The 13,416-nt window shown below is 57.6% G+C and carries 10 protein-coding genes; 2 read left to right on the forward strand and 8 right to left on the reverse strand.

Annotated features, from left to right (window positions below):
- The first annotated feature begins 44 nt into the window (after positions 1-44).
- Complete coding sequence (locus ACUN0E_RS38645; protein WP_445569918.1) at positions 45-419, forward strand: hypothetical protein; 375 nt, start codon at positions 45-47, stop codon at positions 417-419.
- 28 nt (positions 420-447) lie between these two features.
- Here the strand turns inward: ACUN0E_RS38645 and ACUN0E_RS38650 are convergent, their stop codons facing one another.
- Entirely contained in the window at positions 448-2,265 is a 1,818-nt protein-coding gene (locus tag ACUN0E_RS38650) for a reverse transcriptase domain-containing protein (protein ID WP_445569919.1), read from the reverse strand.
- 519 nt (positions 2,266-2,784) lie between these two features.
- Positions 2,785-5,211 (reverse strand): AAA family ATPase, encoded by a 2,427-nt coding sequence (locus ACUN0E_RS38655; protein ID WP_445569920.1) that lies wholly within the window; start codon positions 5,209-5,211, stop codon positions 2,785-2,787.
- 794 nt (positions 5,212-6,005) lie between these two features.
- Here ACUN0E_RS38655 and ACUN0E_RS38660 point away from each other — a divergent pair.
- Positions 6,006-6,896 (forward strand): hypothetical protein, encoded by an 891-nt coding sequence (locus tag ACUN0E_RS38660; RefSeq protein WP_445569921.1) that lies wholly within the window; start codon positions 6,006-6,008, stop codon positions 6,894-6,896.
- 202 nt (positions 6,897-7,098) lie between these two features.
- Here ACUN0E_RS38660 and ACUN0E_RS38665 read toward each other — a convergent pair whose 3' ends face one another.
- From ACUN0E_RS38665 to ACUN0E_RS38690, 6 genes are all read right to left on the reverse strand, one after another.
- Positions 7,099-7,626 carry a hypothetical protein gene (locus tag ACUN0E_RS38665; RefSeq protein WP_445569922.1) on the reverse strand — a complete coding sequence of 176 codons (528 nt, stop codon included), beginning with the start codon at positions 7,624-7,626 and terminating at the stop codon, positions 7,099-7,101.
- A 183-nt stretch (positions 7,627-7,809) separates the two neighbouring features.
- The gene (locus ACUN0E_RS38670; protein WP_445569923.1) at positions 7,810-8,097 is read right to left on the reverse strand and encodes a PAAR domain-containing protein; all 288 of its coding nucleotides are present in this window, start codon (positions 8,095-8,097) and stop codon (positions 7,810-7,812) included.
- Between the two features lie 48 nt (positions 8,098-8,145).
- Positions 8,146-9,105, reverse strand: coding sequence for an SH3 domain-containing protein (locus ACUN0E_RS38675; RefSeq protein ID WP_445569924.1), 960 nt, complete (start codon positions 9,103-9,105; stop codon positions 8,146-8,148).
- A 2-nt stretch (positions 9,106-9,107) separates the two neighbouring features.
- The gene (locus ACUN0E_RS38680) at positions 9,108-9,341 is read right to left on the reverse strand and encodes a PAAR domain-containing protein (RefSeq protein ID WP_445569925.1); all 234 of its coding nucleotides are present in this window, start codon (positions 9,339-9,341) and stop codon (positions 9,108-9,110) included.
- Positions 9,342-9,471: 130 nt separating this feature from the next.
- Positions 9,472-10,434 carry a hypothetical protein gene (locus ACUN0E_RS38685; RefSeq protein WP_445569926.1) on the reverse strand — a complete coding sequence of 321 codons (963 nt, stop codon included), beginning with the start codon at positions 10,432-10,434 and terminating at the stop codon, positions 9,472-9,474.
- 86 nt (positions 10,435-10,520) lie between these two features.
- Positions 10,521-13,406, reverse strand: coding sequence for a hypothetical protein (locus ACUN0E_RS38690; RefSeq protein ID WP_445569927.1), 2,886 nt, complete (start codon positions 13,404-13,406; stop codon positions 10,521-10,523).
- Positions 13,407-13,416: the final 10 nt, after the last annotated feature.

The following is a 13,416-nucleotide window of genomic DNA, read 5'->3' on the forward strand; positions in this document are numbered from 1 at the left end:
TCTTGGGGGAGGAGCTTCGGCGTCGGCTCGGAAGCGAGTATGTGGTGAACCCCAACTTCCTGTCCGGTCCGATGGAAGAGAGCTTTACGGCGCGTCCCGACCTAGTCATTCGATCGCGATACGAGTCTCGCAGAGTCTATATCGTCGAGGTGAAGCTGGCATCGCGAAGCAGCTTTGACTTGCCTCTGGCGACGGCGGGGCAGACAAAGCGCATCCTACAGGCCAATACGCCTCAATTTGACCCTGTTCTGATCCTCGCGACGAATGCGCATGTCGGCAACGTTCTGGCGTCCGAACTCGAGGCCCAAAACGTTGAGGTCGTCCAGACGGGCGAAATGACGAACATGGCAAGTGACATTGCCGACAAAATAAGAGCTAAAGAACGACAGGTTGCGGATGCACGTGTGAGCCAGCACTGAGCGTTTCTTGCTATGACTGATATGAGACTCAGGGCGCAGCAGGCGGAGCAACGGGCGCTGCCGACGGTGGGACCAGCGACGCTTTGTATTTGGCGATCAGGTCGTCGATGATCTCGAAGCACAGGCTCTCGTCGTGTCCCGTGCCCATGTAAGCGCCGCGTTGCGCCATCCCGGCGACGCGGAAACGATCGTCCGTGAACGGTCCGCCGCTATTGCCGGGGCGGATGCTGCCGGCACCGGTGATCGTGAAGCTGTTCATGCTCGCGTGTGGGGACGTCCGGTTCAGCACCTTCTGGTCGTTGAAGTCCGGCAGCGTCCATTGTTTCCAGGCCGGATACCCGATCAGCACGCCCTGCGCACCGGGCTCGATCGGGGCATCCATCGCTGAAAAGTACCGATGCTGAGGGGGCTCCTCGGCAAACGCCAGAATGGCGAAATCCATCGGTTTGTCACGGAAGAGAACCTTCGCCGGCCACGACTTTTTCGTTCCCGGCTGAATTAGTTGCAGGATCTTGTTCGTCAGGTACTGGCTTTCGTAGTCGATCACCGTGTCCAGCTTGCTGACTTGCCCTTCCCACTCGAAGACGTGGTTGCACGTGATGATCAGACCGAGCTCTCGGTAGACGAAGGCGGTCCCTTGAGCCATCAGCGTCTCTTCGCCGAGGGTGGGATCCTTGTAGTCGCCGTACCAGTCAACAACGAAGCACGCGTCCAGCGCAGTTTCCTTGTCCCGCACAACTGGCTCGACCGGCAACGTCGGCGCGGAGAACGGCCCGGCCGCGGTGGTGGTGGCGACCACCGCGTTGTAGCGCTCCGCGAGGCGGGTGTAGATCAGATCGTCCTTCCCGCGCACCATGCGCAGGTAGAGCAACTTTCCCCATAGCACGTTCTTCAACGCAGGCGCCTGTCCGGTCCGGGTTCGACGCTTCCACGGTTTTTTCTCGTAAGCGCCAGTGGCGGCTGCGGTGACGCGAGCCTGCCATGCCTTGTCTGCCTGGTCGTAACCGTGCTTCTCCCAAGCGTTAAGAGCCCCACGGATGCGGTCGATGAAGACCCGCGGCACGTTTGGAAACCGGTTGATCGTCAACCCGGTGACCTCCATCCGACGCGTCCGGTCGCTCAGACGCGTCTTCGCCGAATTGATCTTGAAGTGGTGCTTGTTGACGATGACATCGTGCAGTTCCGTCCCGATCACCAGATCGCCATCGGCATCGACGGAGCATACGGCGGCCGGAAGCTTTGACGTCTTGCTCACGCGGAACGAGAACGTGATGTCGTCGGCGTACCGGGAATAGCGCGCCAGGCTGCGGCGAGCAAGGTCTGTCAGGTCCCGGTCCATCGTTCGGCACACAAGGTTCGACAGGAACGGCGACGTCGGTGCGCCTTGCGGCAGCACATTGTCCAGCGTGCAGATGTGCGCGATGACCGTCGCCACCTGATGGGAGAAGTGGAACGGGTGGTGCAATAGCACCCCGCGCACACGGTAGAACGTGATGCTGGGGAAAAAGTCTTCGAGGTCGATGTTGAAGACGTGTTGGGTCTTCGGTGAGCAATGTACCAGCGCGTTGGTGAGGATGCTGCGCTTGGCAACGAACCCGTGCACCGCAGGCTTCAGTGGCGACGAGCGCTCTTTGAGGAAGGCCAGCACCTTCGCCTGAATGATTTTCAGGGGCTTGCGCGGCTCGTGAATCGTCCGGTCGGTACCGTCCCGCTTCTTGATGGTGAAGCTCTGGTACGACGGGCGGGGGTAGACGATCGCCTTCAGGCGGTCGTACGACATACCGAGCACCCTACGGGAGAAAAACGACGGGTTACTCCGGACCAGAGCCTCGATGATCTGATCCATGTTCGGAAGGATTGCCATGTGAACCCGTGCGTAGAAATCGGATGTCGCCCCCGTCCGTCTTTCTCCTGTATCCAGGGATCGTCGCGGAAAATCTGCAAATCGGCGATCCGCAGCGCGCGGGGTTACCTCGTGAGAAGCCTGCGTTAACGCGGGCCCGGTTAAGCTCCGTCGGGGGGCGACGAACGATTGTAAGTGGCCGCCCCGCAGATGTGCAACGTCACCCAACAGCGTTTTGCTTGCGGAGCGGCGAGGCGCGATGGCGGGCGTTGTCGAGCACCAGGTCCCGTTGCTCGGACGTGAGGTCTACCAGCTTAGTCTGTGATGCACTGCGCTCCGGTCTTTGCTGATCCCTTCGATCATATAGCGGTCATTCGTCGAAGATAAGCTGAACGACCGCTTTGACCGATGACGCGACGCGGGCTCTCGGCGATCGAGTGACCGCCCCCCGTCACGGCCACTCAGCATCGATCGATTCATGTGACGGCTTCCGTCCAACAATCGGACATTCGGAGCGATCCTTTAGCCTACTCGCTCAGGCTCTCCAATGCTCTTCAACAGAGCGTTATATTGCACTTTGTCGGCCGCGTAAATCTTGTCCAAGACGTAGTTAGCTACCTTGGCGATCTCAGGAATTTCCACGGGCTTAAAGCCTCTGTCTGGGACGGCTTCCAGGTGCGAAAACTCGTTGTTAAGGCGGTTGACCAGTGCAACTGCCGTATCTTCCTCTTCCCCGAAGAATTTCTTGATCCGTTCAAAGGCGTCGCTCCTATCATCATGATAGGGGTACTTGAAGAACAAGAAGGCTTCTAGGAATTTTCGCAGGTTGTTGCCAAAGCCGAAAAATGGTTCATGGCTATCTGCTGCGGCAGCTTGATCTTTGCACTTGTAAATCTGATGAAAGAGGTAGTGAAACTCAGTTATGTAGTCTTTAAGATAAGACGGCATGAGCAAGATGTTGCTTGATGCGCCGTTGCGCTCAATCATGAAATGCTCGTGATCATCGGCACTTTTCGTCTTGCCTTCACCAGCAGGGATTTTCTTCTTCGGAATGGAGAGGCGCTTGAGGTACTTCAGGAAGTCCAGATTATGGGTGGAGATAAAAAGCTGCTTGTAGCGGTAGGCGTTTGAACCGTCAGCATTCTTGATCGGCTTGGCGATCAAGCTCTCAATCAAGCTGAACATGAAGAAGATATGGTTTCCGTCCAGGCTAGAAATTGGATCATCAATGTAGATGATCAGTTCTTTGTCTTTGCTCTCAGGGTCGTCTAGCTTGGCAATGAAATAGCAGAAGGCAATCAGGCTGCACTCGCCTTCGCTGAGGTTGTACGCGGCGTTGCCGTTTCGTGTGATTTCAAACTTGACTGTGGCTTTGTCTACGCCGTCACGGGCCTCAAGCTTGATACCGTCGTGGCCGAAGAAGTTGTTGAGCAGAGAATTGACTCGCTCGGCCCCCTTCCGCTCATCCTTTTGCTTGGCTCTCAAAGTTTGGACTTCTGCCTCGGCGTCACGGATCTCTTTTTCCGCGTCCGTATGGGCCGTGCCAGCCGTGTCGGCGTCGGTCTTGAGGTTAGCTATGCGGGCAACCTCCTTGTCATAGGTGATCGCATTAGCAAACGCGAACACGTCAGCCAGGCGAAGTGCATCCCTGGCAGCGGTCTTGTCTTTTTCTAGGGTCTCCGTCTTGCCGTTGCTCGTGACGATCAGCGCATTGATGTCCTGAACATGCTTCTCGATCTCCTCGGCGTCATGCGAAGGGGCCTTCACAAGCACGGGCTGGAACAGGTTGTTCTTGCGAGTCTCAAGCGACTTCTTAAGGGCTTCCAAGTCTTTTTTGTAGACACCAAGTGCTTCCGATAGCGCCTTGCTGCTCGCTTCAAACGCGGTGCGCTCATCCGCATAAAACTGAGCAGCTGTGAAGGTATTGAGTCCAGTAATGGACTTGATCTCGTCCGTGACTGACGCTATAGCCGAATCCAAGGCCGTTTCGAGGTCGCCCGACTCTTTGCTGAAGTGTTCGTCCAGCACCTGCCAAATGTCGTGCGGCAAGTCCTGTCGGCAGAAAGCACAGGTGTCCCGTTTGTCCCGGTGGTGCTGGATACCTTGCTTGACCCAAAGCTGCAAAGCGCTGTCCTTGAGCAGTTCTTCAATCGCTTTGGTAGGCGTTATCGCCTTGGACAGAAGAGGTTCAGCAGTGGCCTTCAGCGACTCCAGCTTGAGGGTGATGGCCAGAGTGCCTGTGATGTCCGGTAGGGCTTCCTGCTTGAGCAAGGCGAGCTTGCCTGCTTGTTCCTCGGTGGTCAGTGCGATGAAGCCGGGGTTACTGGTGGAAGCAATGTCGCGTCTGATGTGCTCGATGGTGTAGACGGGCGCGCGGTACTGGGGATTTTTCTTGATCTTCTCAGCAGCATGCGAGCGCAGCTTGTCTTCCAAGCCGTTCAATGCCGTGCTGTGGGCAGCCTTGGCGCGACTGCGCTCTTTCTTCGTGGCCTCCAGGTCAAAGCGCAGTCCAGCTTTGCCCTCCACACTGCCAAGCTTGGCCTCGATGGCAGCAATGGCGTCGTCAATCTCCTTGTTCTGCTCACCGACGATGGCGAAGGTCTTGATAACGCCGCCGATCTCCTGATTGACTAGGAAGCTCAGGTTGTCGGTCACGAAGTCGCGGTTATAGACCCGCACGTCATAGTTGTGGGTCAGCAGGCCAGCATCGGTGACTGCACCTTTTTCACCAGTCACGGTGAAGGACGAGCCCACATAGTTCAGGGGGAGCTTGCGCGTCTCCAGCGCACGAAAAACACGAGAGAGAGTCGTCTTGCCAGAGTAGTTGCGTCCGTAGATGATGTTCAGACGCTGGAAGAACTTGACGTTTTTGCCGTTGTCCCGAACGGTCTTCTTCCACTCCAGACCTTGGAAGCTACCAAAGCTTGCTATGTCTATCTGATTGATCACCGGCTGAGTCCCCTATAGTGGCCCTCACAGTCTACAAGGCTCAAGGGCTGCCTGCTCTGAATATGCGTACCAGAAGCGTTAGAAGTAATCTGAGTCGAGATAATTTTTTTGCATCCAATTCGTCTCCCAGTGGCGGAAGCGACGTACACCGTTCTCTACATACCGCTCATCCGCCACATAGCAGAGCCTGCTCTGTGACAGTCATCGAATTGAACTGTGAGGAGGCGTGCTTCGCGACGACGAAGCTGCAGGCGAAACAGACTTATCGTTTTCTGCCGTATCGGCATCGGATCTATCGGCCAGGTGACCCTGCAGCGTCGGTCTAGTCCAACGGGCATCTACCAATACAATGCAGAACTTGTTTTGTTGCGATCGCCCGTTGCGGGGACTTGGAGGAAACTATGAAGCGCAGCGAGTTATACGAAGAGGTCTGGTCGGCGCCGATGACCAGGCTAGCCAAGCAGTTGGGAATATCGGACGTGGGTCTAGCCAAAGCTTGCCGTCGTCATGACGTGCCTGCCCCGCCTCGGGGTTACTGGGCCAAACTCACAGCTGGGCACAAGCCTCCGCGAACTCCACTGCCAAACCCGAAACATGATGTCGAGGTGCATTTCACAACCCTTGATCCCAACCAACTGGCGCGCAGAAGAGCCACTGAGAGTCGGCGCGCGGAGTTGCCACCAACATCGGATGCATCGGCGAAACAACGAGCACCGATTGTATTCGCGGCTGACCTCGAAAGCGCACATCCGTTAGTTAGGGCTACACGCCGGTACTGCGATCGCCTTCCGCGCTTGATCGAGCGCGTCACGCGCAACCGGGGCAAGGGCTGGATGGATACAAAGCAGGGGGATCGCCCACCTCCTGAGCAGCATGGCCGGTACCATTTAATCCACGAAGGATGCCTCGACATCAACGCATCGCTTGCATCCATGGACTGGATCCTGCGGTTCCACGCCACGCTTTTACGCGGCCTGTCAGACGGCGGTATGAAGATCGTGAGGCTGGAGAATACCGAAGCAACGTACGCTCGGCGCCGCAGTGAAGCGGTAGTTGAAATGAGACTGGGAGATGAGACTTTCTTGCTCAAGTTTTCCGAGGGCTACCGCCGTATTCGGCTCTCCCCGGCAGAGGTAGCGGAGAAAAGGAAGGAATTGTCATGGGCGAGCGAGTATGAAACGAAACCGTCCGGAAATTTCACCTTCAGCATTCAGGGAACAGAGTATCAGGCCAGCAAAACCTGGCAGGGCACGCAAGAAAAACTGCAAGGGCTTCTCGACGAGATCGTGCGAACGGCATTGCTGTTGCCCGCGCTGCAGATGCGGTTGAGAAGAGAGCGAAAAGCTAGCGAGGCCGATCAACAGCGCGCAGCGGAGGCGCGAGCACGAGAGCAGCGACGAAACGAAGCCCAAGCGGAACAGCTGAAGCAGGCTTTCCTCATGATGGAGGCGGACGCACGTGTTCAGCAGCTAAAGAGCTTTCTGGATCGGCTAGAACAGAGAGTCGACGATTTTCAGCCTCCCTATGACGACCGGGTGAAAATATGGCTAAAAGTTGTCAGGAATGAACTCACCGCTCGAAATCCGGCAGACGAGATTTTGTCTCGATGCGTTGCTGTTCCGTCGTGGACGACCTGGCCACCGGCGTGGTGGCCGACCGATACCAAGCTCGATATCGTCGATTGACTTGGCGCAAGCGGACACTCGATATGAGTTCGGGAATGGCTCTTCCTGGCCGAACCCGAAAATACGAGGTCGGCTCGAACACCACAAACCGTGGTTGAGAACCGAATTCCCGTAGACGACGCGAATCCGGCATAGATCACTCCCCCATCCGGTCAGCGACGGCTTGCGGCTGAACCCGGCACGGGTAGTGAAGGAGGTAGCGCTACCGGTGGGCGTCGAGTTCGAAAGCAACCACGATGAGCAATACAAACAGTGCCAAAGGGATCTGCAGGACAAACGCGAGAGAGCCTCGACCGGGGCGCCATGGCTGCTGGATGATGACGTAGAGCACCAGAAGCACCAAGCCTCCTGCGGCCGCCGGTCCTGCGATCAGGAATAGATCGAAAAGTTGGGTGATCGCGGCATCGCCCTTGCCGCCGAAGAGTAGCGCGCCCGCCCCGATGGCTGCGGAACCCCAAAGTCCGATCCCTGAAAGAAATAGCAATGTCGTTGTGAGTCGATTGCGGTATGGGGAGGGCGAGCCTACGAGCTCAGGTTGTTCGACCTGCAATTCTGTCGGCACTGCGTTGCCGGTGTTCTTGTCGTTGTCTTGCACTTCAAGATCTCGCAGATAGTTGGCCTGTTCAAAAAAGGTGGCGATTTGACGGCTTCGAATACCGGAACGGGGAGGAGCTACGTTGTGAAGATCCCTCAGTTGCGTCGAAGCCGTCCTCTGCACCGGCGAACTCAACTTATGTTGTTGGCGCTTACGCAGTCGGGACGTACGCCAGAGACTACGCCAAATTCACATGTTTCGTCGATCTGGACCGTAGGCGGCAGCGCGTTCGGCTGTCCTTGGCAGATCGACAAGTCGGTCACTGCTTGTTCATGTCGGGCACGTTGGAATTTGGTCATCAATGTGGAATCCTCGGTACTACGCTTCGGTAGACATCATGTTCTGCGATGCAATCAACCTGGGCGGCGGATGGCAACCGCAGATACACAGATCATTGCTTAGGGCTGCATGTCTTCCATCAGGTGCAATCATCATCTGACGGGGACCATCGCATTGGATTTTCCCGGTCGTATTGCAGGCCGGACACGCCACGCTGTCCCCTTCGTGTGCAACGTCCCGCCCGCTCAGTTGAATCGTGGCTGGCGTAGCGTGGACTGTGCCGTTAGCTGTGGTCCTGTCGCCATTCAGGATCAGATATCGTTGCATAGTTTGAGCCGTCGGTTTTACCAATGACTGCGCGGTGCATCGTGCTGGTTATCGAGCAATGTCCTGTTTTTGCATCCACGCTTCGGTTGGTGATTTGCCCACACGCGCGTAGCGAATCCGCATCCATCCGGTACCCTGCTCGCCGATCACAGTAACGCGATCGCCCCGGATCAGATAGCCGTGCCTGATGCTTCCCACCGACGGCCGCTCATAGAGCCAGGCACGCTCACTCTGCACTGTCCATTGTGGCAGATTGCTAGCGTCGGGCGACGGGGAGGGCTGCACATCAACCAGTGGCAAGGCACTAGCCTTCGGTGACGCTTTCTCGTTGCCGAGCACATCCTTAATTTGCGCATAATAGCTGGCGTTTTCCGCGTCCGGCGGATCGCACGCGTTGATATTGCTGAGTCCCAGTGCGGCGCGCAGGAAGGGTCTGATGTCTGAGCTCTTTGCGCGGCTGTATTGAGTCCATATCGCTTTTGCAGTTGGCTTTGCCAGCGTATTCATCGACTGCGAGTCAGGGCGGCCCGAATCTAACTGACTGTGCCAGATCTCGCTTTTGCTATCCCACGCTCCACCGCAGATGCCACCCGCATAGTCGCGCGAAACGCACCCAGTCACGGTATCAAGTATCGGGCAGAACTCGCGGCTTGCCGCCACGGACTGGCCTGCCTCGTTTTCCGTGATACCGGTGCGCGTTAGATCGAGAACCAGGTATCGTCCACCGGGCGACAATGCGCGGCTCCCGACGGTGGAAAAAATGACGCCGCCGTTATCGGTCAGCAGCTCATCGGGGATTAGAGATAACTGCGTGCCATCGGGACGCACGAACGTGAGCCGCGACCATCTGGGGCCAAATTCCTGGCTTAGCGCCGACGGCACGGGAGTCGAGAAAACCAACCGCGCGTGATTGGGAAACACCATAATCGATTGTTGGTCGGAGCACCATACCTCTCGGGAAACCAGCAATGCAGAAATAACGAAACCGAGTCGTGCCGCTCTGCGCATGTTCAACCGTAGATACACAGATCTTCACGGAGGGCAGCATGTCTTCCGTCCGGTGCGGTCATCATCTGTCGCGGTCCATCGCACTGGACTCTCTCCGTCGTGTTGCAGGACGGACACGCCGCGCTGTCGCCTTCATGTGCAACGTCCTGTCCGTTCAGTTGAACCGTGGTCGAGGTGGTTTGCACCGTTCCGTTAGCAGTCGTCTTGTCGCCGTTTAGAATCAGATATCGTTTCATGGATGATTTTCTCGCTGGCGCTGCCTGAAGGTTTTGACAGCAAGCAGCGCAACGGACAGTGACCAACACAACAAGCTCGCGGAAAAATTAATGAGCCACGTTACCGGTCACGTTCCAAGAGCGGATCACATTACCGCTTGATCGCCAGTTGATCGGCCTTGATCCATCGAAGCAGATGCTTGCCCGAACTGTTGACGTAATCAACATATGCCCAGTCGGGCGGCGACTGCTTCAATATCGTCACCGCATCGTTCTGAACAAGGTAGGCTGGGCTCAGGTGGGCATCATCGGGCGCCGTATAAAGCGACGCTTTTTTCGCCGATACGGTCGCGCGATGCTCGGTTTCCACGGCTGTCCGCGTTGGCGTACCCACGGTCCCGCCGTCCGCCTTCGACAGCGCGGCGTCGATCAATCGCGCATCGTTGTCCGCACCTGCCGCATGCAAAGCGGTCGCAATCTTCAGATACGCCGCACGATTGGCCGACGACGGTGGATCGCAACGCAAGAGATTGTCGGCACCCGAATCGTTGTCGACTAATGCCCGTGACGGTTGACCCGCGCTGATAAAGTGCAGCAACCGGTTTGCCGACGGACGGTCGCCCGTCAGCATCAAGTTCGTCTGATCGTTCGTTCCCCACTGTGCGCGCTGCCCAGCCTGCCAGCCAGCACCGCATATCTCACCCGTTTGATCAGCAGTGATACATCCCGTGCGAATCTCAATGGCGGAACAATATTCGCGGCTCGCGTCGGCCTCCGCCTGTCCTGGCCCCGACGATACCGATCCCGACTCGATTCGCCCGATGACAACGTATCCACCGGATGGCGAGATATTGCTGTCGCTCGGCGGCTCCATTTGTGTACCGCCCGCTCCCTGCTCGCCAGCTCGTGGCAATAGGCTGAACGTCGCGCCGTTCGGGAATTGGAATATGGCTTGTTGCCATGCACGTTGAGACAATGGCGCTTGAGGGTTTGAAGCCTTGCCATAAAGAATTGCCGCCCCGCCCGGTAAAGTGAACCGAAACGTGGACGACGGCGCGGCAGAAAGTGCGGGCGCAACAGCACCGCAAGTCAGCAGCAACGCCGTCGCGATCACCGCGCCGATACGAGCAGCTTGCGTGCGAGGCGAGCCAATTCGAACCGGCGCAACTCTTGCCGTCGTAAATTTGGAGGTTACATTTTTCAAGATGGCATTCCCAGGATTTGAGCCAGATGAGCGTAACGCTGCGGCGCGACCGACACGCCATTCACTTGTGCCATATAACGCGATGGGCCGTAGTCTTGCAGAATGCTGGTTTCGTACGCTGCCCTGTTCGCCCCCCATTCAGCGGGATTGCGAGAAACATGCGGATTATGTTGAAAAAAATGATCTAGCGAAGCTTTCATACTGTTGGCCGTCGCACCCGGCGCATTGACGTCCTGATCCAGGACGGTCGCGCGGCCGAGCGGCGACTGCAAATAGTCCTTGATCTCGTAATCATAGCCACTGGGAGTCTTGCCAATAGCATGATTGAGACGATCGACGAAATCTTTGACCTGCAACTCTTGATATAGCGGCGACGATACGGCATGAGCCATCGATGCGACTGGTGGACATTTGACCGGCTTGCCAAAGGTGTCGATCGAACAGTCGCGCCGAAGCGCAGTGAAAAGCTCGTCGCCGATGATCCGAACGCCATTCGTAAATGTCGAATCCGCATACCCCAGAGCCGCATCGCCGCCGGAACCGGTGACGGTCCATCCACAATTGGAAAAATACCGTTGGTAATCAGCTGGATGCGCGTCTCGAAAAGAGGCGATCTGAGTGGCTAACTCGCCCCGGCTTTCCGCGCCCCGAATGGTCTTCTGCATTGCACCGGCGCTGATAATTGCCTTGTCGATCGCCTGGACCGTATCGACCTTGCCTTCATTCTGAGACATGGCGCGCAGAATCTTTTCTTCGATCTCGCTTAATGTCCCGTTGGCCCGCATCGTCGCCAAAGCCGGACAGGTACCCAACTGAATCGAACCCGAATGCTGCGGCCCGTACCAGAACGTATTTGCATCCTTCTTGAAGCGTGTTCCCGTGACTTCCACGCAGCAGCCGCAAGCACAAGCGTCGGGATCAAAGAAATTGCCCACGATGCCCAGAGGATGCACATGGTAGACGTTCGCGCTCGATGGCCATCCTGTCACTCCGCTGATGCCTGACCAATATCGAAGCGCATCGATCCGCGTCTTCTCCGCCTGCCATACAGGTAACCCAGCATGCATATGCGAGTCCAGCGCATCCCACTTGCTCATCTCGCCGCCCCACTCGCTCTCGTACCGAACGATCAGGTGATCGATGCGATCTGCGAGCCACGGCTTACCAAGCGCCAGTTGCAGTTCCCGCGAGGTGATCTTGCCATCGTGCTGTCCCTGCCCGTCGATCGCGTCTTCGAGTTTCCGGATGGTTTCGTCCGAGCGGGCGGTGTTGAACGAATCCTCAAAACTCGCGATTTCATCCGGTGTTCCGGTATCGGCGACAAACAGTGCGCGCTGGAACATGTCCGACACCGACGTGCCAAGATTTACCATGTCAAACCCTGGCCAGTCCCACGGAGTTTTCAGTTCGACTAGCGGATGCCCGTGATCGCAGACCCAGCCGTTGACTTGCGCGTTATTTTCATCTGCGATGCTCACTGTGTACCACGTCTTGCCTTCTGCTTCGGAACAGTGCTGGCCTGATCCCGTTGCCACCACACGCGTCCAGGCTGCGGCCGGGCCACTTGCCGAATTTACACTGAGCGGAAAGTGACTCCATGCCTGACGATCCCCCGAGCCTTGCAGGTCGGTCCGCGCGATCCAGAGCGCAGCCTGACCACTGAGAGGATGCCCTGCCGCATCGACCTTTTGAACCTTGCACCATGGCCCGCTGTCCGGTGAATCAGCTGTCGCCTTGACCGCGACACCAGCGCCGAGAGAACTGTCCGCTGTAATGGGCTGCACCAACTTTGCGCCCTTTGAAATCAGCAGCAACGTGCGCGATTTCGCGTCGAGTTGTTGCGCTCGGGTTCGGCTACGTACGATGAACGCATTCAGATCGTCTCCCGTGAACACCTCCACATGGAGCAGTGGACGTTCGCCGAGTTTGGGAGGCAACGTGTGGTGTGCGCGCGCCTCCACAAGCCGCTGATATTCGCCGATCCAGGCAACAGTCTCCCCCGCCGCGATTTTGTGGGGCTTGGGCAAGATATAAATCTGGTCGACTGCCGATGGCTTGCTTTCCTTGTCCATCTCGCCGACATAAACCCAACCTTGGGCCGCACCAGCATTCAGCGTTTCGCCCTGTTTGTGGGGCTGCGCTGTGCCAGCCACGAAGCCGGAAATTTTGCCCCAAAGGCCGTGCTTTTGCCCGATCTGGATTTTCGTGTCTCGCCGCAGCCATCCGATCACGGCGGCGTGCCCCGAATGCGAGGCGCGCACGCGCAAACCTGCAGTCGTGCTGTCGGGCTGGCCCGTCGCCTTCAATTGCGGGTCTTGCGCTTTCGTCCCCACGACATACGTTTCTGTCGCGCCGTAATAGGCGGGCAGCGTCTTTGCCGGACCGTAGCCTTCCAGCGGCAGCGTGTGCATGTAGAGGCTGAAGAACGTAAGCACATCCTGGGCGGGCGGCGTGGTGTTCTGCGCAGCGGGTGGTGTCGTTGCCGGTGCGTTCTGCGGTTGGGCGTTGCCGTTCGTCGGCTGCGGAGGCGCCGGAGGGAGAACGAGCCGATGGCGCACCAGCGTGAATCCCTTCGAATAGCCCGCCTTGACCGCGTCCGGATAAGCGACTTCCTGGAGCTTTCCATCCAGGCGGAACGCGACGACCTCGCCGTCCGCGATGCACTTCACGCCGCCATCCTGCTCGAACTTGCCTGCGGTCTGCGCGCCGAAATGAATGCCGCCGTGCCAGAGACCATTGGCGCCGAGCGGATAAAAACCGTCCTCGGCCACCGCGAGCGCTCGGGGATAATCCTCCGGCGCGAACGTGATGTTCGCGGTCTTCAGAGGAAAGGGGTAGGCCCAGCGTTCGACTTTTGACGGTTGTTCTGATTGTTGTGCCACACACAATCCT

It is taken from the genome of Paraburkholderia sp. D1E, from assembly GCF_052682275.1.